Source organism: Acidithiobacillus sp. (assembly GCF_023229925.1).
GTDB lineage: Bacteria > Pseudomonadota > Gammaproteobacteria > Acidithiobacillales > Acidithiobacillaceae > Acidithiobacillus.
In genome coordinates, this window is the sequence record NZ_JALNYM010000001.1 from 804,528 (window position 1) to 823,661 (window position 19,134).

Annotated in this window: 15 protein-coding genes; 12 read left to right on the forward strand and 3 right to left on the reverse strand. The window is 61.1% G+C overall.

Annotated features, from left to right (window positions below; all coding sequences use genetic code 11):
• Positions 1-9: 9 nt before the first annotated feature.
• From M0P56_RS04100 to M0P56_RS04120, 5 genes are all read left to right on the forward strand, one after another.
• Entirely contained in the window at positions 10-1,314 is a 1,305-nt protein-coding gene (locus tag M0P56_RS04100) for a TolC family protein (protein ID WP_291508777.1), read from the forward strand.
• Entirely contained in the window at positions 1,311-2,327 is a 1,017-nt protein-coding gene (locus tag M0P56_RS04105) for an efflux RND transporter periplasmic adaptor subunit (protein WP_291508778.1), read from the forward strand. The genes M0P56_RS04100 and M0P56_RS04105 overlap by 4 nt, the downstream gene beginning before the upstream one ends.
• Positions 2,324-5,407, forward strand: a complete 3,084-nt coding sequence (locus M0P56_RS04110; RefSeq protein ID WP_291508779.1) for an efflux RND transporter permease subunit — start codon at positions 2,324-2,326, stop codon at positions 5,405-5,407. Before M0P56_RS04105 ends, M0P56_RS04110 begins: the two co-directional genes overlap by 4 nt.
• A gap of 54 nt (positions 5,408-5,461) precedes the next feature.
• The gene (locus M0P56_RS04115; protein ID WP_291508780.1) at positions 5,462-5,857 is read left to right on the forward strand and encodes a hypothetical protein; all 396 of its coding nucleotides are present in this window, start codon (positions 5,462-5,464) and stop codon (positions 5,855-5,857) included.
• Positions 5,858-5,992: 135 nt separating this feature from the next.
• On the forward strand, positions 5,993-7,045 hold the full coding sequence (locus M0P56_RS04120; RefSeq protein ID WP_291508781.1) for an EamA family transporter: 1,053 nt from the start codon (positions 5,993-5,995) through the stop codon (positions 7,043-7,045).
• A 10-nt stretch (positions 7,046-7,055) separates the two neighbouring features.
• Here the strand turns inward: M0P56_RS04120 and M0P56_RS04125 are convergent, their stop codons facing one another.
• On the reverse strand, positions 7,056-7,268 hold the full coding sequence (locus tag M0P56_RS04125) for a hypothetical protein (protein WP_291508782.1): 213 nt from the start codon (positions 7,266-7,268) through the stop codon (positions 7,056-7,058).
• 283 nt (positions 7,269-7,551) lie between these two features.
• On the opposite strand from M0P56_RS04125, the gene M0P56_RS04130 reads away from it, so the two are divergent.
• The 7 genes from M0P56_RS04130 to M0P56_RS04160 all read left to right on the forward strand — a co-directional run bounded on the left by M0P56_RS04130 (position 7,552) and on the right by M0P56_RS04160 (position 17,701).
• Positions 7,552-7,950, forward strand: a complete 399-nt coding sequence (locus M0P56_RS04130) for a DUF302 domain-containing protein (RefSeq protein WP_291508783.1) — start codon at positions 7,552-7,554, stop codon at positions 7,948-7,950.
• A gap of 479 nt (positions 7,951-8,429) precedes the next feature.
• Positions 8,430-9,713 (forward strand): TolC family protein, encoded by a 1,284-nt coding sequence (locus M0P56_RS04135; RefSeq protein ID WP_291508784.1) that lies wholly within the window; start codon positions 8,430-8,432, stop codon positions 9,711-9,713.
• A complete protein-coding gene (locus tag M0P56_RS04140) occupies positions 9,710-11,122 on the forward strand; it encodes an efflux RND transporter periplasmic adaptor subunit (protein WP_291508785.1) in 1,413 nt (470 codons plus the stop codon). The genes M0P56_RS04135 and M0P56_RS04140 overlap by 4 nt, the downstream gene beginning before the upstream one ends.
• On the forward strand, positions 11,115-14,225 hold the full coding sequence (locus M0P56_RS04145; RefSeq protein WP_291508786.1) for a CusA/CzcA family heavy metal efflux RND transporter: 3,111 nt from the start codon (positions 11,115-11,117) through the stop codon (positions 14,223-14,225). Before M0P56_RS04140 ends, M0P56_RS04145 begins: the two co-directional genes overlap by 8 nt.
• Positions 14,226-14,290: 65 nt before the next feature.
• Entirely contained in the window at positions 14,291-14,599 is a 309-nt protein-coding gene (locus M0P56_RS04150; RefSeq protein WP_291508787.1) for a hypothetical protein, read from the forward strand.
• Positions 14,600-14,900: 301 nt separating this feature from the next.
• Positions 14,901-15,728, forward strand: a complete 828-nt coding sequence (locus tag M0P56_RS04155) for a hypothetical protein (protein WP_291508788.1) — start codon at positions 14,901-14,903, stop codon at positions 15,726-15,728.
• Positions 15,729-15,865: 137 nt separating this feature from the next.
• Positions 15,866-17,701, forward strand: a complete 1,836-nt coding sequence (locus M0P56_RS04160; RefSeq protein WP_291508789.1) for a pyruvate kinase — start codon at positions 15,866-15,868, stop codon at positions 17,699-17,701.
• On the opposite strand, the gene pssA is transcribed toward M0P56_RS04160, so the two are convergent.
• Together pssA and M0P56_RS04170 are read right to left on the reverse strand one after the other, a co-directional pair.
• The gene (gene pssA, locus M0P56_RS04165; protein WP_291508790.1) at positions 17,695-18,447 is read right to left on the reverse strand and encodes a CDP-diacylglycerol--serine O-phosphatidyltransferase; all 753 of its coding nucleotides are present in this window, start codon (positions 18,445-18,447) and stop codon (positions 17,695-17,697) included. The two genes, M0P56_RS04160 and pssA, sit on opposite strands and share 7 nt — an antisense overlap.
• Positions 18,444-19,106 carry a phosphatidylserine decarboxylase gene (locus M0P56_RS04170; protein WP_291508791.1) on the reverse strand — a complete coding sequence of 221 codons (663 nt, stop codon included), beginning with the start codon at positions 19,104-19,106 and terminating at the stop codon, positions 18,444-18,446. Before M0P56_RS04170 ends, pssA begins: the two co-directional genes overlap by 4 nt.
• Positions 19,107-19,134 lie beyond the last annotated feature (28 nt).

Here is a 19,134-nt window from a genome sequence, read left to right on the forward strand (position 1 = left end):
GGTCCGTGCATGACGCACAAAGCCGCAACACGGCGGATTGCGACTGCGCTCGGAATCGGCGCCTGTCTGCTCTCGGGTACCGCCTCGGCGGACGATCTGACTTTACAGAGCGCCATTCAGCGTGCGCTGGTCAATCAGGCGGTGGTGCAGCAGGCGCAGCACATGATTGCGGAGCGCCAGGATCAGGGTCGTGCGGCGCACGCGGATCTATTGCCCGCCCTCTCGCTGAGTACCGGAGGCATCTGGACCCAAACCCAGAACGGCCAGCCGCGCTTTGTCAGTGCCAATGGCGCACGGGAGCTGATCGGACAGGTTCGCCTGCAAATCCCGCTGTATACGCCGCAAGCCTATGCCTTATCGGCGCTGGCACGCGACCGCTCGGCCATCGCCCGTTACCGGCTGCAGCAGACACGGCTTGCAGTCGCCGCGCAGGTGACCGTGGCTTATTACCGGATGGCGCTGGACGATAACGAACTGGCCGTGTGGCGCAAGGCGCTGGCGGCGGCGCGCCAGATGCGCACGGCGACGCAGGAAGGGTACCGGGCGGGGACCCGCTCGCGCCTGGATCTGAATCAGTCCAAATTGACCCTGGTACGGATCCAGATGGGGCTCGATCAGGCGCGACCGCGGGCGCAGGCGGCGCGCCAGGTGCTCGCACTGCAGACGGGCTATGGGATGGCGGTGCTGCCCAAGCTGGCGCCCGTTGCCGCCCCACTCACTGCGTTGCCGAATACAAATATGCTCCGCCAGCAAGCCGACCAATCGCAGCCGCTGTTGCGCGTCGCCGACGGCGAAATTCAATCGGCGCGATCGCTGTTGCACTATCGGCAGGCGGCGCGGCTGCCAGCCCTTGCCGCCACCGGTGCCTATGGGGTGGACACCTCGACACTGCCGCAAAGCCAGCAGTTGGGCTGGCAAGCGATCCTCAGCCTGCAAATGCCCATTTTTGGCTTTGGCCGCAACCGGGATCGGGTCGCCGCGGCGCAGGAGCAGGTGGCCGCCATGCAGGCCGCCAAGGCGGCGCTGCAACTGCAGATTCGCAGCCGCTTGGCGGCCGATTACGGGGCGGCACAGGCGGCAGTAAACACCTTGCAGGACGCGCAGACGCTCGCCCGGACCGCACGGACGGTCTATACCATGACCCGCAAGGGCTATCTCGCCGGTGCGGAGAGCGCACTGGCGTTACAACAAGCGGAGAATGGCTGGGTGCAGACCCAGTTGCAAAGCGCAGGCGCCGCCATCCGCGCCCGCCTGACACGTGCGCAACTGGCATTGGATAGTGGCTTGTTGCCCGATCAAAGGAAGCTGTCATGACCTCCCGCAAATGCTCAATGATCCATATTTCCCCACGCTGGCCCGCCGTTATCGGCCTCACCACCCTGCTCTGGCTGACCGGCATGAGCGCAGCTTGGGCACTGCCGGTACGCGTGGCCATCGTCGCCGCCGCGCCAACCCATCAGGAAAACACCGTCCTCGCCACCGTCGAGAGCAACGGTCGAGTGACCCTGACCGCTGCGGTGAGCGGCCGGGTGCTCGGTCCGCTACTGCCGGCCGGACAAATCCCTGCTGGCACCCTGGTGGCGCGCATCGCACCGCCCGGCCTGCAGGCGACGATCAGTGCCGCTCAGGCGCGGGTCGCTTTCAGTCGTAGTCAGTGGCTCCGCAACCAACAGCTCTATGCCGATGGTGTCCTCTCCCGGCAGGATGTGGCGCGGACGAAGCTGGCGCTGGACGAAGCGCAGTCCGCCCTCCGCGTCTTGCAGGCGCAATCAGACCAGCAGCAACTGACTGCCCCCTTCGCCGGGAGCCTGCATTATCTGGTGCCTGCTGGCGCGGTGGTCAACGCTGGCCAGCCCATCGCCACTCTCGCCGGCCGCGGAGCACCCTGGGCGCACGCCTACGTCACGCCTGCCGTGGCGCAGGGGCTGCGGATGGGAACAGTGGTAGGGCTTGATGGCAGCAACTGGCAGGGGCACGGCAAGATTCGTTCCGTCGGGCAAAGCGCGCGGCATCTGGGTCTGGTGTCCGTCTACATCGACCTACCCGCGCGCAGCCCGTTATTGCCCGGCGAGTGGCTACAGCTGCGGCTGCCGACGCCGGGGGCAACAGCCTTCGTTCTGCCGACGGCCAGCATCGTCATGCGCGGTGCCCGCACCGAGGTATTCGCCGTTCGCGACGGGCGTGCGGTCGTAGTGCCCGTCCGCATCGTCGCCAGCCGTGGCGATCGCACCTGGGTCAGCGGTGATCTCCGGGTAGGGGAACCCGTCGTACGCTCCGGCAACGCCCGTCTCGTCGCCGGCACCCCCGTGCAGGTCCATAAGCCATGAAGCGTTATCTGGATTTTCTCTGGGAAAATCGCTTCAGCGTCATCCTCGCCGCCCTGTTTTTGCTGGCGGCCGGCTGGTTCGCCTTAAAAAGCCTGCCGGAAAGCGTGTTTCCCAATGTCGATTTCCCGCGCGTGGCGGTGCTGGTCAACGACGGCAGCCTGCCAGTCAAGTTCATGGAAGTCGAGATCACCCGACCGCTGGAGGCACTGGCCAAGGGGCAGCCGGGCGTCCGGCTGGTGCGTTCGCAGACCGGCAACGGACTGACCAAGCTCAATGTCTACTTCAATCCCGGCGTCAATCCGCAGACCGCCTATCTCATGCTGCAGGCCCGCCTCTCGCAGGTTCGTTTACCCGTCGGCGCGCAGATGCGGGTGACGCGCATGGCACCTTACACCTACCCCTTCGCCGAGTATGCGCTGGTGTCCAATCGTCTGGACAGCTCGGCGATGATGCCGACTTTCGCCTTTCAGGTTCGTCCCGCCCTGCTGGCCATTCCTGGCGTCTATCAGGTGCAGGGCACCGGCCGCGGCTGGCCGCAGGTGCATCTTGATCTGAACCCGGTGCGCCTAGCCCAATATCATCTGACGGCACAGCAGGTGATCGACACTCTCCGCCTCGCCCAGGGACCCTTTTTCTCCGGCATTCTGCATGCCTATCACCAGCAGTTTATCGTTGCCACCACGCCCCGGCCGGTGGACACTGCGCATCTGGCCGCCCTGACCCTGCCCCTCGGTCCGGCCAATGCCGAAGGCATCCGCGCCCCGCTGGCGTTGGGCACGCTGGGACAGGTGCGGGTCGGTCCGCCGCCCTTGCTCACCGATGCCGCCGTTCCCGGCTACCGCCATGCCCTGATCATCGACGTGCTGTCCCAATCGCGGGCCAACGACGTGGATGTCGCCCGTGCCGTACAGAGCCGGCTGGCAACCTTGCGGGCGCACCTGCCAGCCGGTGTGCAACTGGTGCCCATCTATGACTTGAGCCATCTGATCAGCAGCAGTCTGCGCGACGTCTGGATCGCCCTCGGGCTCGGCAGCCTGATTGCCTGGCTGGTGGTCCTGGCGTTTTTGGGTCGTTTCGACGGAGCAGTGGCAACCCTGGTAGTGGTACCACTGGCGCTGGCCGCCGCTTTTCTGGCGCTGCATGCGCTGGGCTACGGGCTCAACATCATGACCCTCGGCGGCTTGACAGCGGCGATTGGCGCACTGGTGGATCATGCCATCGTGGTGGTCGAACGCGGACTCCACGGTCTGCACGGCGACCGCACGGCGCGACGACGATTAGCCTTGCGCCGCGCCGCCGAAATTCTGCCGCTGATGACCCTGGCCACCCTCACCTCTTGCCTGATCTTTCTGCCGCTGATTTTTTTGTCCGGCACGCTGGGGCTCCTGTTCCGGCATATGGCGCTGGCCATCGTCATTGCCCTGCTGACTTCGCAAATCGTTGCCCTGCTGGTGACGCCGGTGCTGGCTGCCTGGCTTGCCGGGCGCCCGCAACAGAACCGACGAAACGGCGCTGAGCGCTGGTTACGCCGACATTTCGGCCGCTGGCTGATTTTCGGCATGCGCCGCCCGTGGTGGGCCATTCCGGTAGTCCTGCTCCTCGCGATAGCAGGATGGCTGACGCTGACCACCTTGCCCACCGCCTTCCTGCCCCATTGGGACGAGGGCGTGATCTCGGTGCCCTTCCGCACCCCCGTCGGCAGCAGCGTGGCAGAAACCACCCGCGTGGGGCGCGATTTCATGCGGGTGGCGCTGGAGAACCCCAATGTGGAGCGGGCATCGCTGTTGGTCGGGCGCGGCTTCCAGTTCCTCCATGCGCCGGCCAACAAGGGGGCCATCGCCATCGTCCTCAAACCCAATCACGCGCAGAGCACCGAGGCGGTGATGCGCACGTTGCATGTGCAGTTCCGTCAGATGGCTCCGAATTTGCTCTCCTTGACGCTCCATCAAACGATGATTGTACGCCTGGGTAATCTCTCGGGTGCCCACGCGCCGCTGGTGGTTTATCTCTTCGGCTCGGATTCCGCCACGCTGCGTGCGCAGGGCGCGCGTCTGGCGGCGGCATTGCGCCAGAGCCATGCCTTTGAGTCCGTGAACTTCAAGTCGCCTTCTGCTGGTCCGGAGTTAGAGATTACCCCGTCGCCACTGGCCGCGATCTATGGCATTACCCCACCGGAGCTGGCCGGCCAGGTCAAAGCGCGTTTCTGGGGGCGGCAGGCGGGCTTCCTCCTGCACGGCGAGCAGATTCTGCCGATCCGCGTCAGCCTCGCCGGCCACGATTTCACCCCGCGCGAGATGGACACCCTCCCCATTCGCTTGCCGGACGGAAGCTTTACGCCGCTGGCGAGCATTGCCGGCGTTCATGTGCAGGGCGAGATACCCTTCGTGACCCATCAGAATCTGGTGCCCGACGCCTATGTCTGGCTGCAGCCAAAGCCCGGTGAGGGACTGGCGCAGACCGCCGATAAGGCGCGCGCGGTAGTGGCAAACCTGCACCTGCCGACCAATGTCAGCACCCTGCTCGGTGGCTACTTTCGCCAGCAGTCGCAGAGCTTTCAGCAGATGGCGCTGATACTGGGCGGCGCGCTGGTCTTGCTCCTGATCTTGCTCGGCTTTCAGTTCAGCAGTCAGCGCGCCGCCATCTCCGCACTGCTGGCCATTGCATTGGCGGCACCGGGGGCGCTGCTGGCGCTGCTGCTGCTCGGCATCGATCTCGATAGCACCGCCTTTCTCGGCGTGCTGTTGGTCTTTGCCATTGCCGTCAATAATGTGATCCTGATTTTTGCGCGCGCCCGACAACTCGGTGGCCCGCAGCCGCGCCCCGCCGTGGTCGCCCTTGCCGCCCGCCAGCGCCTGCGTCCCATCCTGATGACCATGCTCGCCGACGTCCTCGGCTTTCTGCCGCTGGCCATCGGTATCGGCCACGGCACCGACCTGCTCAAGCCCCTCGCGGTAGCGGTCATGGGTGGTCTGCTGCTGTCCGTGTTCATGTCTTTGTGGCTGGCGCCGGTACTATATGCCGCATGGCCCACCAGGCGCCCACTGTCAGCCCCGGACCAGCGGACCAATTTCCTTGCCTGAGGGGGCAATTAAAACTATATTTTGATAGCGTTGTTATTTCACTGGAGGTGTGAGATGTCTAAAAAATCATGTTTAATTCCGATCTTGGGCGCTGTGCTGTGTCTGCCGGTCGGGATTGCCTTCGCTGCGGATGCCGCCCCCGCTGCCGGACAGGTTCAAAACCAAATGATCTATGGCAGCCAGTTGATGACCCCCAAGGAGCGTGTGGAGTATCGTGACAAATTGCGTGCGGCCAAGACCATCCAGGAACGCGAACGGATACGTCAGGAACACCACGAAGAGATGATGGAACTGGCCAAGAAAAGAGGGGTAACCTTACCCGCCGTACCACCCGCAGGCGGGGCCGGCATGGGTCCCGGTCGTCTGAATGGCGGTGCCGGCATGGGTCCGGGTGCCGGAATGATGGGAACCGGAACGGGTGGTGGAATGGGCACCGGTCCGCGGCGCTAAGGGTCAGCACGCCCCTGTGCAAAAAAGTTAAGTCTTCCGGACGGGTTCGTTTCTTGACCCCACAGGCGAGGCGTGGGTTCCGTATTCGTGGTAAATCCGCGGCGTAAGCGGCCCGACCCCAACGACAGGATTCCCATGCTACGCTTCCATATTCTGCAGCGTCCTGGTATTCAGGCGGCCCTTCTATCGGCACTGCTCTTCGGCGCAAGCACGCCGCTGGCCAAAATCCTGCTGACGTCGGTCAGTCCGTGGATGCTGGCTGGGCTCCTCTATCTGGGCTCAGGTCTGGGCCTGACGCTTTACCGCTGGTTGCGCCGCGCCAAACGGGTGCAACTGTCGCAGGGGGACGCCTTCTGGTTTGGCACATCGGTGCTGGCGGGCGGAATCATCGCGCCGGTACTGTTCATGATCGGTTTGCACGGGGCGGCGGCTTCGACCGCTTCTTTATTATTAAATGCGGAGGCAGTGTTTACCACGCTGCTGGCGTGGTGGGTATTCAAGGAAGGTTTTGACCGGCGCATTGCCTGGGGCATGGTGGCAATTGTGCTGGGGATGGTCCTCCTCAGTTGGCCTGGTCAGCTACATTTGGATCATCTGTGGTCCGCCACCGCCATCATCGGCGCCTGCTTCGCCTGGGGCGTGGACAACAACCTGACCCGCAAGGTGTCCTTGACCGATACCACTTGGATCGCTGCCAATAAAGGCTGGGTGGCAGGCGGCGTCAATCTCGGTCTGGCGCTGTTACTTGGTGACCATCTGCCTGCCCTGCCGGACGTGGCGGCGGCGATGCTGCTCGGATTTTTCGCCTATGGCGTCAGCCTCGCCCTTTTTGTGGTCGGTCTGCGCCATCTCGGCAGCGCGCGGACGGGAGCGTATTTTTCCAGCGCACCCTTTGTCGGTGCCGCACTCAGCGTGATACTCGGTGCTCCGGTCAGTCCGTTCCTGGTGATTGCCGGGGCACTGATGGGTTGGGGCATCTGGATGCACCTCACCGAACGTCACGAACATGCCCATATCCATACCTTTATGGAACATGATCATACCCATGTGCATGAAGAAGCACATCATCAGCATACGCACCCGGTTCCGGTGGCGTCAGGGGTCCGTCATCGCCACCCGCACCAACACGAAGCGCTGACCCACAGCCACGCCCACACGCCGGACATGCATCACCTCCACAAGCATTGAGCCGTGCACTTCACGAGCGAACCACTTGCCACTTACGCAGCGCCACCAGCGACCAGATGCTCTCTACCACCCCAAAAGGCCAGGTACCCGCGAGGAAGCCATAAGCCGCAGACCCCAGGCAAGCCACCGCAAAAGCCAGCGTGAACCAGTGCGAGCGCGATTCAAAGGCGTAAAACAGCATCATCAGGGTCACAATCGTGGCCCCATAAATCGTCAATAGCATAGGTACTCCCTCAGATTAAGCCGATGACCGCAGCGCACAAACCGTAACCTACCCCACAACCAGATACTACACAAACCGGTTACAAATATTACCAGATTACCGTTTGCCCTCCTGCCCGCCTTGACTTTGTAGCACACTTCATGGTTTACGATGTCCTACGCACTTCAAAAAAGTATCTCTTGGCATTTATAACCATAGGGAAGCGAGCTTGTGACAATGGATCCCGCAGCCACAAGGCTGCGCTGTTCTAATGATGTAATTGCGATTGATAAGGGAGCAACTCATGACGACGTATGCCTTTTCCACCACCACTACCGGATCTTTTCCGGCGGCCCTCGCAAAAGTTACGGAGGCCCTCAAAGCGGAAGGCTTCGGCGTACTGACCGAGATCGACGTGGCCGCAACTCTCAAGGCCAAACTCGGGATCGATTCACGACCCTACAGGATCCTGGGAGCCTGTAACCCCCAGTTTGCCCACCAGGCGATTGAAGCCGACCCTGACATCGGGCTGCTCCTGCCCTGTAATGTCATTGTCCGGGAGGAAGCCAACGGCCAGGTCACGGTGGGCTTCATGGACCCCGCCGCAGTGCTTGGCATGGTCGGCAACCCGCAGGTAACCGCGATCGGTGAAGCGGTACGCGCCAAGCTGGTTCGGGTGAAAGCAAGTCTTGAGACCACCTGACACCAATATGCAGAGAATCCGCCGCCACTTTCCCCTGCTCGCCTTGCTGGCCATGTTCCTTCTCGGAACATGGATAAGCAATGCCGCGGTGGCTATGCCGCTCGGCGTTTCATGCACTGCCATGCCAGGCATGTCGATGGCAGACCTGCCTTGTTGCCAGGGTGATCACGTCATGGATATGACGAGCACGCATTCCGGGGCGATGTCCGGTCAGTGCATGTCGATCTGTGCAGAAGCCCATGCGCCAGGGGGATTAAGACTCCCCGGAATGGCCTTCCCGGCGCCGGCAATAACGGGCTCAGTGACATTTTCCCGTCTGGCAAGGTTTAGCCCGACACCAGCCCAGTTTTTTTTCTCCCACCCGCCCCATCATCCTCCCCCCCTCCAGCACGTGCGGCTGGTCATTTAATTTCTCCTGAGCAAACTGGCCCCCTTTCTAAACGGGGGGATATGTCATTAATTTGCCATGGAGATTTTTCATGCATACCAACATTCCTGGTCGTTTTACCCAACCGACATGGCGCAGGATTCGCCTCTTGGCCGGGGTGCTAGTGCTCCTGTCGGTAACGACCGCCGGGGCCGCTCCATTGAGCCTGCAAGGCGCAGAGGCGATTGCCCTGCGACAAAATCCCGGTCTCGGCGCCCTGACCCAGAAGATTGCCGAATTACGGCACAAGGCCGTGGCGGTGGCCCAACTGCCCGATCCGCATCTCGCCCTCGGCGCCGTCAACCTGCCCCTCAACAGCTTCTCCATGAACCAGCAACCGATGAGCATGCTGAGCGTGGGCGTGAGTCAGACTTTTCCCTCCTTTGGCAAATTGGGGCTGGAAGGACAGCAGGCGGGGGTGGAGGCGGAGGCGGCCGCCGACACCCTGCGCGGCCAATCCGCCGAGCTGGTGTTGTTGCTGCGTCGCGCCTGGCTGCAAGCGGTCTATGCCGAAGATGCCGTGGCAACGGTCCGGCATCAGGAACAATTGCAGGTCGAGAGCGTGCAGGCGGCCCTGGCGCTCTACCGGTCCGCTCAGGGGTCCCAGGCCGATGTCCTCCGCGCCCAACTGGCGCGCGACAGTCTAGCCAATGATGTCGATCGATTGCAGTCGGAGCAGGCAAGCGATCTCGCGCAAATCGCGCAGATCCTGAATCTGGCGGAACCGCCGTCCATAGAGCATCAATGGCCGAACCTGCCACCCCCGCCCACCCTGGCTCAGGCGGAAGCCCGCCTCTCCGGCCAACCCCTCCTGCGCGCCGCCCAGGCGCAAACCCGCGCGGCGCAAATGGGCGTGCAGGTAGCCAAACGTGGCTATTGGCCGGAAGTCACGGTCAGTGTCGATTACGGTCAGGATTTCCACCCCGGCAGCCCCAACTGGCTGTCAGCAGGGGTTGACCTGAGCCTGCCCATATTTCCGGGAGATCGCCAGGATCAGAACGTCGTCGCCGCCCGGGCCAAGGCCCTGCAGGCGCAATATCGCTACGACGATAAACAGCTTGCCTTGACGCAGCAGGAGCGCGCCACCTTCGCCCGCTACGCAGCCCTCAAGACCGAGTTGGAGCGCACCGATCAACGCCTGCTGCCCACCGCACGAAATGCCTTTTCCGCGACGCTCGCTGCCTACTCGGCGGGACGTGCCGAACTGAGCGCGGTGCTGCGCACCCAGAAGGAAGTGCTGGACTACGCCCTGACCCGCCTGCAATACCGCCGCGACCTGGCCCTCAGCGCCGCAGAACTGGATTTCCTCACCACCGAAGGGGGAGCACAATCATGAAGTCACGCAACAGGATCATCGGTATCGGCCTGCTCGTTTTTGGCGTAGCCCTTGGGGCTGGAGTGGTGTGGTGGCTGCGGGCCCCCGCCGCCGCGCCGAGCGCCAACTCCACCGCAACCCATTCTCAGGAAGGCACGCCCAAGGGACGGCATATCCTCTACTGGGCTGCCCCCATGGACCCCAAGATTCATTCGGATCATCCGATGAAGGACAGCATGGGTATGCCTTATATACCGGTGTATGCCTCCAGGCCGAGTGCGCAAAAGGCATCCGGCCTCAGCATCGATCCGCGCCTGGCGCAAAACCTGGGGGTGCGTCTCGTAGACGTGCAGCGCCGTCAGATGGGCCACGCCATCCACACCGTGGGCACCGTGGCGGTGGACGAAAACCGTGTCTATTCCGTCACCCCGCGTTTCTCCGGCTGGGTGACACGCTTGAACGTCCGGGCCGTGGGTGACCCCGTGCAGCGCGGCCAGGTGCTCGCCGAGATGTATTCTCCCGAGCTGTATAGTGCCCAGCAGGAATATCTCATTGCCCGCCGCCAGGATGGGACGACGGAAGACCCGGCACTGCTGGCGGCAGCCAAGGCGAAATTGCGGCTGCTGGGCATGCCGGAAGGCCAGATCGCGGCGCTCACCCGGCGCGGCACCGCGGAGCGGGACGTACCGCTCTTGGCGCCTGCTTCCGGGGTGGTCGAGACCCTCCATGTGCGCCAGGGTGGTTATGTCTCGCCGCAAACGAATATCTATGAAATAGCCAACCTCGACCGGGTCTGGGTCAATGTGGCGCTCTATTCCTATCAGTTGCCCTGGGTACAGATCGGCAACCCCGTGCGCCTGCGCCTGCCCGCCTATCCCGGCAAGGCCTGGAAGGGACGTTTGAACTTCCTCTACCCGACCCTCGACCCCCAAAACCGGACGGTGACGGCCCGGCTGAGCTTTCCCAATCCCGGCGGGAATTTGCGCCCCGGCACCTACGCCGACGCCACCATTTTAGCCAGCGCCGAGAAGACCCTGGCGGTGCCCAGCAGCGCCGTACTGCGTACCACTCAGGGGAATTACGTGATGCTGGGTGAGGGCCAAGGGCACTTCCTGCCGGTAGAGGTCGCCCTGGGGCCGGAGGCCGACGGCTGGGTAGCCATCGACAAAGGACTCAAAACCGGTGACCGGGTAGTGGAGAGCGCCCAGTTCCTGCTCTATTCCGAATCCCAGTTCCGGTCCGTCAAGGCCCGCATGCTGGGCAATGGAAATTCCCCACCGCAACACAGTGGCCTGACTCCGGGCCGGGAGTCCCCTGCGCCGGCTGCTCCGGTCGGGGATGCAGGTGCCCCATTGACGCCACAGGCATCATCCAGTCCGGGCACCATGGCCGGGATGAACATGGGCCAGGGAGGTCAATCTCATGATTAGAGCGATCATGCATTGGTGTATGGCAAACCGCTTGCTGGTCATGATCGCCGTCCTGGTGTTGATCGTCAGTGGTACGCTGGCAGTGATCGATATTCCCCTGGAGGCCATCCCCGACATCTCGCCCACCCAGGTCATCGTCAAAACCTCCTACCCGGGGCAGGCTCCGCAAATAGTTCAGGATCAGGTGACCTATCCGCTGGAGACCACCCTGCAGGAGGTCCCCGGTGCCCAGGCCGTGCGCGGCTACTCGATGTTCGGGGACTCCTATGTTTACGTCTTGTTCAAGGGCGGCACCAGCACCTATCAAGCGCGCAATCTGGTACTCCAATACCTGAGTCAGGTGCAGTCCAAGCTGCCGCCGGGGGTCACACCGACCCTGGGTCCGAACAGTTCAGGGGTGGACTGGATCTTCGAGTATGCCCTCAGCGACCCCGGCGGGACCCTGAATCTGGCCGAACTCACCACCTTGCAAAACTGGTTTCTCAAGTACGAACTGCAGGGCATCTCCGGTGTCGCGGAGGTAGCCACGGTAGGGGGCATGGTGCAAGAGTACCAGGTGGTGGTGGACCCCCAGAAACTTCTCGCCTACCACCTGACTCTACCGGACGTGGAGGCCGCTATCCGGGCTGCCAACGGGGAAACCAGCGGCTCGGTGGTGGATATGGGAGAGGCGAGTTATATCGTCCGCACCTCGGGTTACATTCGTTCCCTGAAAGACCTGGAGGATGCGTCTCTGGCCGTGCGCGACGGTGTGCCCATTACGCTGCGGCAGGTGGCCCGCGTGCAGCTGGGCCCGCAGTTGCCCAACGGCATTGCCGAACTCAACGGCCAAGGCCATGTGGTAGGCGGTATCGTAATGATGAACCAGGGCGGCAACGCCTATGCCCTCATCCACCAGATTGAGCGCAAGCTGAAGGACATCCAGCCCTCCCTACCCAAAGGGGTGCAAGTCGTCACCACTTACAGCCAGGCCCCGCTCATCCAGCGTAGCATTCATACCCTGACCAGCAAGCTGCTGGAGGAATCCCTGGCGGTAGCACTCATCTCCCTGCTTTTCCTGCTGCGCGCGCGTTCGGCGCTGGTGGCTCTCGTCGCCCTGCCGCTGGGGATACTGGCGGCCTTCCTCATCATGTGGGTCCTGGGTATCCCCGCCAACATCATGTCCCTGGGCGGCATCGCCATCGCCATCGGCGTGATGATGGATGCCCCCGTGGTCATGATCGAAAACATGCACAAGCATTTGGAACACCACCCCGGCGTCGACCCCTGGGCGGCGGCCATAGCGGCAGCGGAGGAGGTCGGTCCGGCCTTATTCTTCTCGCTGATCATCATCGCCGTTTCCTTCCTGCCGGTCTTCGCCCTGGGCGGCGAGGAGGGCAAGCTCTTCGCGCCACTCGCCTTCACCAAGACATTTTCCGTGGCCGCCGCCGCCATGCTCTCGGTAACCCTGGTGCCCATCCTCATGGCTTGGTTCATTCGCGGTCGCATCCTCCCCGAGAACAAAAACCCCCTGAATCGGGTCCTGGCTTTCCTCTACCGACCAGTCATCCACGGTGTCCTGCGCGCCCCCTGGATCATTTTGGTCCTCGCCCTGCTGCTCACGGCCACCCTCTACTACCCCTGGAACCGCCTGGGGTCGGAATTTATGCCACCCCTGAACGAGGGGACGCTGCTCTACATGCCGGTCACCCAGGATCCGGCAGTCTCCATCGGCCAGGCGGCCACGCTCCTGCAGCAGACGGACCGCATCCTGAAGACCTTCCCCGAGGTGGAGACGGTTTTCGGCGAGGCCGGAAGGGCACAAACGGCGACCGATCAATCGCCCCTGTCCATGTTTGATACGGTGGTGAATTTGAAAAATCCCGACCAGTGGCCAGCCGGGATGACCATGCACAAGCTGCAAAGCAAGATGAACAAAGCCTTGCAAGTCGCCGGTCTGTCGAATATCTGGACGCAGCCGCTCAAAGGACGGGTGGATATGCTGACTACCGGTCTCCAGACGCCATTAGGCATTAAAATCGGCGGAACGGATCTCGATACCCTGAACCGCCTGGGGCAGGAACTCCAAACGGTTTTGCGCCAGGTACCCGGCACCCAAAGCGCCTACGCGGCCCGGGTCACCGGCGGCCGCTACATCGTCATCCACACCGACCGCGCCAAGGCCGCCCGCTACGGCCTTTCGGTGGCGGATGTGAACCGTCTCGTGGAGACGGCCATTGGCGGCGAGGTCCTGACCACCGCAGTACAAGGGCTGGAACGCTTCCCAGTGGATCTCCGTTACCCTCGGGAACTGCGCCAGTCCCTGTCCACCCTGATGGAAAGCCGCATCGCCGCTCCCAACGGTGCCCAGATCCCTCTGGCCCAGGTAGCCGATCTCCGTATCGAGGGTGGCCCCGCCATGCTCACCAGCGACAATAGCCGCCTGAATAGCTGGATCACCATCGACCTGAAGCCCGGCACCAACATCGGTGCCTATGTGCCCCGCGCCAAAGCGGCGATTGCGAAAGCCGTCCGTCTTCCAGGAGGTTATACCATCTCCTGGGTAGGCCAGTATCAGGTCATGGAGCAGGCCGCCAAGCGCTTGGAGCTGGTCATTCCTGCCGTCATTCTGCTGATCGCCCTGCTCCTCTACTTCAACTTTAAAAACTGGGTGGAGGTGACCATCATCCTGCTCACCCTGCCCCTATCCCTGGTCGGCGGTTTCTGGCTCGTCTACTGGCTCGGCTACAAACTTTCGGTGGCAGTGGCCGTGGGCTTTATCGCCCTCGCGGGGGTGGCGGCGGAATTCGGGGTGGTGATGCTCCTCTACCTGGATCAGGCCCTCATCCGGCGGCAGGCCCGTAACGCCTTGCAGAACTGGCACGACCTTCGGCTCGCCGTCATCGAGGGGACCATGCTGCGCCTGCGGCCTCTGGCCATGACCTTGACCCTGGTGGTGGGTGGCCTCTTACCCATCCTGTTCAGCCATGGCGCCGGTGCCGATGTGATGAAGCGCATTGCCGCGCCCATGGTGGGTGGCATGTTCAGCGCTGCGCTACTGGCGCTGCTGGTGATCCCCGCCCTCTACGCCCTGTGGCAGAAACGGCGATTGAGCCTGCGGTGAAGACGGTACAGACAAGGAGAAAGTAATGGCATCAGCAACGGACACACATTACAGGAGGATTCGCCATGACGCGAGAAACATCTAACCAGGAAATATGCAAAGAAAGTCAGATCATGACAATCAGACTTCGCCATGCTGCCCTACGGGGGTTTATGATGACGATCCTTATGACCGCGCCATTATCTGCCTATGCACGCGAAGATCATGCGCCAACCAATCCACGATATGAGACAAAAATACTGAAAGATAAAGCAGAATATTTAACGTACACCATGATTGTAGAAATCAAGGATGGTCACTGGGAGGAAGTCGTTAAGGATGCCCAAAAAGTTGCCGAGATCGGTAAGCAAATACAGGCAATAAATACTTATTGATGTGACTACTGGCACCATCGGACCTTCGCGACAGGCAGGAACGCTGCATCTGCCGGATGGCTTGATAGGATTTGGCGAATCGTAAACATCTCGACTGATGAGAGTTACCGCACGCCTCAACTGCTCCCGGAATCTCCCAAAATCACCGTTGTGAAAGGAGCCAAAAACACCCATTCTTGACACCAGTAGAGACCATCATTTCAGGCACTTTGAAATAGCGCCATCCACCAATTGGTGAGAGGTGGTAATAGCAATATAATTAGCATATTGAAAAGTATCTCTTGAGGAGCATGTCAGCGACATGAACGAACTAAAACTTTTTCCTGTTATCACCTTGCTGGCAACGCTTTTCATGGGCATCCAAACCGTACGTGCAAATGATACCATCCAAAATCCTTGCATCGGACCGTCCGCATTGCTCGCCCTGCTAGATCGACCCACAGTGTCTGACAGCGCCTGTGTGGTGCAATACGGCCATGCCGTACTGGAAGCCGGTTACCAACACGCCAACGTTACGGGAACCGGAGGCGGCACTGCCGATGATTTTCCCGAGGCAGAATTGCGCTTTGGCCTACCGGGCCACAACGAATTCATCCTGCTGCCGCCCAACGACACGCTCCAGCAGATCCCAGACAGCTCACGTCTCCAGGGGTTCTCGGCCACCACGGTCGGCATCAAGCACGAATTGGGCTATGCCAAACACTGGCTGGGGGCCGTGGAAAGCTTATTTACTCTACCCTCCGGGAGCCCGGCGTTTGGCAGCCGGGGGACAGGAGTAGCTTTTAACGGCATCGTTGACTATGCCCCCAGCAACGACACCGGGATATCCTTGCAATTGGGCGTCACATCTCAAACCAATCCCGCACTCGCAGGAGGTGGTCGCTTCACCAGCGTTAATCCGGACATCACCTTTACCTGGTTGCCTTTGTGGAATTTACAGTTCTATGGCGAGTTCTACGGACAAAGCCGCACGGGGCCGGACCTGGGGTCCGGTTTTGATGCGGACGGCGGTGTGCAGTATCTGCTTACTCCCTACTGTGAAGTGGACCTCGAAGAAGGTGTGCGCCTGAGCGGAAACCTAGGTGGATTTACCCATTACTTCGGGGCAGGGATGGGTTTACTGTTCTGATCCGTTAGGTCCTTTAAACAAAGGGTATCAGATGTTCTGACAATGCAGCCGCCCCCTCCCTCGTCGTAACAAGGCATTGTCATCGTACTGAAATATTCATCTGCTAAACTTCAGACATGAGCAAGCAGGTGAAGCACATGAATAAGGCATGGCAAGACCTTCAGGAAGCCCTTGGAGGGCTTCACACGCGGATTGTCCAAAGTGAAGCAACCCAACTCACTCTTTTGGAGCAGCAAGACCCCAGCCTCCCCTGGCATCCCGGTATCCGTAACATGCTGCACTACCTGGCCCTGCGTAGCGTCGATTTGCGTCCCCTGCAAGATGCCTTGTCAGATACCGGACTCTCCTCTCTCGGTCGCGCAGAAAGTCACGTGCTCGACAGCGTGCAGTGTACCCTGCAGATATTACGCGCCGCCCTGCAAATGCCGCCTGCCGACTTCAGTGGAACCACAGCCATCACGCGAGAGCAAGGCCAGCAGGCCCTTACGAACAACACGCTGGCCCTGCTCGGTAGTCCGCCCCACCAACGCAACACCCACATCATGGTAACGCTATCCGGCGATCGCGTTGACGATTCTGATTTTTTCCGCAATTTATTAACTGCCGGCATGAACATCGCGCGTATTAACTGCGCCCATGATGACCCGGCCATATGGCAACGGTTGGCTGAGCAGGTCCGCACCGCGAGCCGTGACACTGGCCACCCCTGCCGGATTCTCGCCGACCTCGCCGGGCACAAGATTCGCACCGGCCCGCTTCCCGAAGTTTCGGGAGTGATCCATTTGAGTCCTGAACGTGACCGCCTCGGTCGCCTGCAAACGCCAGCACAAATGACCGTGCTGGCCTGCCATAAGGAGATAGCGCTTAGTCCCGCAGGGATAGATTGCCTGCTCCTTATGGCATCCGGTAGCGCCATGCCGCAGCAAGGCGAAGACTTGCTCTGCCACGATGCCCGCGGCAAAGAGCGCGTACTCGTGGTTGAACGCATTGAAGGTCAGATCATCACCTTACAGGCCATGCAGGGCTGCTACTTCACTGCGGGGAACCCCTGGCAAAGCCGGCGTCGCCGCCATGTGCAAGGACACTTTGTGGGCATTCCGCAAAGCGCACTCCCTCTGCATCTGGAAGTCGACGATCAGCTCCTGCTGCAAAGCCAACCAGGGCCCGGGGCACCGGCACAGAAGAGTCGCCCGGCACGCATCGCCTGCACCCTCCCGGAAGTCGTTGCGCAACTGCCCGTCGGCCAGGCGGTGTGGATGGACGACGGCAAAATTGCCGCCATGGTCATGGAACAGGGTCCTGAAGGTGCCTTGCTGCGCATCACCAAAACCAAACCAGGGGGTGCCCGCCTACAAGCAGGCCGTGGTCTCAATTTTCCCGGACTAGCACTGAATCTTCCGGCCCTCAGTGCCAAGGACCTGGAGGATCTGGACACCATTATTCCTTTGGCGGATCTCATCGGTTTTTCTTTCGTAGAGAGCGCCGAACACATGCGTGGCATGCTGGAAGCCCTGCGTCAGCGGCAAGGTGAACACCTGGGTGTTATCGCGAAAATAGAAACCGCTGGCTCCTTTCACAAACTACCGGAGATACTGCTGGCCGCCCTCGGACGCCAACCGATGGGTGTAATGATCGCGCGCGGCGATCTGGCTGTAGAAGTGGGCCCTGAACGACTGGCGGAAGTACAGGAAGAAATTCTCTGGCTGGCGGAAGCAGCCCATTTGCCCGTCATCTGGGCCACCCAGGTACTGGAACAACTCACCAAAAAGGGTGTCATCTCCCGACCCGAGTTCACCGATGCGGCCATGGGCGTGCGCGCCGAGTGCGTGATGCTCAACAAGGGTCCTTACGCAGTCGAGGCTGTGCATACGCTGAACGACATTCTTATCCGCATGCAAGCCCATCAACACAAAAAATTCAGTCGCTTACGGGCCCTGCACTGGGGCGCATCCACGGTATCGGCAAGTCAGTGACCTGAGCCACCACGCCGCCGCTGAATACGGCGACTGCGGATTTGCCACAGGGTCAACAGCAACCCCACCACCACATAGGACATCACGGCGATAAACAGTACCAACGGTGGATGCACGGCGACCAAGGCCACAGCCAGCACCACGAGGATGGCTAACGCAAAAGGCACTCGCCCGTGCAGGTCGAAATCCTTGAAACTGCGGAAGCGGACATTACTGACCATCAACAGGCCTAACGCGTAGACCAGCCCCAGTGCCAGATATTCACTAATCTGCGTCAACCAGGGGTAGCCCTCCCCTACCGCCACCCAGACCAGACTGGCCAGCACGGCCGCTGCCGTGGGTATGGGCAAACCCTGGAAGTAGCGCTTGGACGCGCTATGCACCTGGGTGTTAAAGCGAGCCAGGCGCAGGGCACCACAGGCGGTATAGACAAAGGCCCCCAGCCAGCCGAAATTGCCGAAATCCCGCAGCCCCCACAGAAACACCAAAATGGCCGGCGCCATACCAAAGGCAATCACATCCGCCAATGAGTCATATTCCGCGCCGAATGCGCTTTCCGTATGGGTCATCCTCGCCACACGCCCATCCAGTCCGTCGAGAATCATGGCAATGAAAATGACGATGGCCGCCACCCGGTAATGTCCGTTAATGGAAGCGATGATAGAGTAGAAACCCGCAAAAAGGCTGGCGGTAGTAAAGAGGTTGGGCAGGACATAAACACCACGGCGCGGATATCTGGGATTCATGCCTGCTGCACACCCAAGGTCGCAATACTCTGGGCGCCCGAACGCACCCGCTCCCCTATAGCCACCAAAGGCTGGGCACTGAGCGGCAAGTAGGTATCCACCCGCGAACCAAAACGGATAAAGCCGAAGCGCTGGCCCGCGGTCACTACACTGTCCGCAGCGACATAACAGACAATCCGCCGTGCGACCAAGCCCGCCACCTGTACGACGGTCACGTCGCTGCCGTCGTCGGTTTTCACCCAAAGAGCATTGCGCTCATTCTCCAAAGAAGCCTTGTCGAGGGCCGCGTTGAAGAACTTACCCGGAAAATACCAAGCCTTTTGCACCTGTCCCTTGACCGGCATGCGATTCACATGCACATCAAACACATTCATAAAAATACTGATCTTGAGCGCATGACGGGAAAGATAGGGGTCTTCAACCTGCTCAATAGCAATCACCTTGCCATCAGCCGGGCACACCACCGATCCTTCCGATAACGCCGGCAGCGGTCGCCGCGGATCACGGAAAAACTGGAGGCTGAAGAGAAAAAGCAGATAAAAGGGCGAAGCCCACCAGGCATTCGTAAATATCTGCAGCACAATGGCGACACCTAAAAACAAGGCCAAAAAAGGCCAGCCCTCGCGCGCCAACAACGGATAAGGATAGTCTGTTTTCATGCGCAGAGCCTATCAGGAGCCAGACCAC

Coding starts and splice junctions, on each gene's coding strand:
- M0P56_RS04160 (WP_291508789.1), top strand. CDS start 15,866: ATGAATAAGGCATGGCAAGACCTTCAGGAAGCCCTTGGAGGGCTTCAC.
- M0P56_RS04130 (WP_291508783.1), top strand. CDS start 7,552: ATGACGACGTATGCCTTTTCCACCACCACTACCGGATCTTTTCCGGCG.
- M0P56_RS04170 (WP_291508791.1), bottom strand. CDS start 19,106: ATGAAAACAGACTATCCTTATCCGTTGTTGGCGCGCGAGGGCTGGCCT.
- M0P56_RS04125 (WP_291508782.1), bottom strand. CDS start 7,268: ATGCTATTGACGATTTATGGGGCCACGATTGTGACCCTGATGATGCTG.
- M0P56_RS04120 (WP_291508781.1), top strand. CDS start 5,993: ATGCTACGCTTCCATATTCTGCAGCGTCCTGGTATTCAGGCGGCCCTT.
- M0P56_RS04145 (WP_291508786.1), top strand. CDS start 11,115: ATGATTAGAGCGATCATGCATTGGTGTATGGCAAACCGCTTGCTGGTC.
- M0P56_RS04110 (WP_291508779.1), top strand. CDS start 2,324: ATGAAGCGTTATCTGGATTTTCTCTGGGAAAATCGCTTCAGCGTCATC.
- M0P56_RS04100 (WP_291508777.1), top strand. CDS start 10: ATGACGCACAAAGCCGCAACACGGCGGATTGCGACTGCGCTCGGAATC.
- M0P56_RS04115 (WP_291508780.1), top strand. CDS start 5,462: ATGTCTAAAAAATCATGTTTAATTCCGATCTTGGGCGCTGTGCTGTGT.
- pssA (WP_291508790.1), bottom strand. CDS start 18,447: ATGAATCCCAGATATCCGCGCCGTGGTGTTTATGTCCTGCCCAACCTC.
- M0P56_RS04105 (WP_291508778.1), top strand. CDS start 1,311: ATGACCTCCCGCAAATGCTCAATGATCCATATTTCCCCACGCTGGCCC.
- M0P56_RS04150 (WP_291508787.1), top strand. CDS start 14,291: ATGACGCGAGAAACATCTAACCAGGAAATATGCAAAGAAAGTCAGATC.
- M0P56_RS04155 (WP_291508788.1), top strand. CDS start 14,901: ATGAACGAACTAAAACTTTTTCCTGTTATCACCTTGCTGGCAACGCTT.
- M0P56_RS04135 (WP_291508784.1), top strand. CDS start 8,430: ATGCATACCAACATTCCTGGTCGTTTTACCCAACCGACATGGCGCAGG.
- M0P56_RS04140 (WP_291508785.1), top strand. CDS start 9,710: ATGAAGTCACGCAACAGGATCATCGGTATCGGCCTGCTCGTTTTTGGC.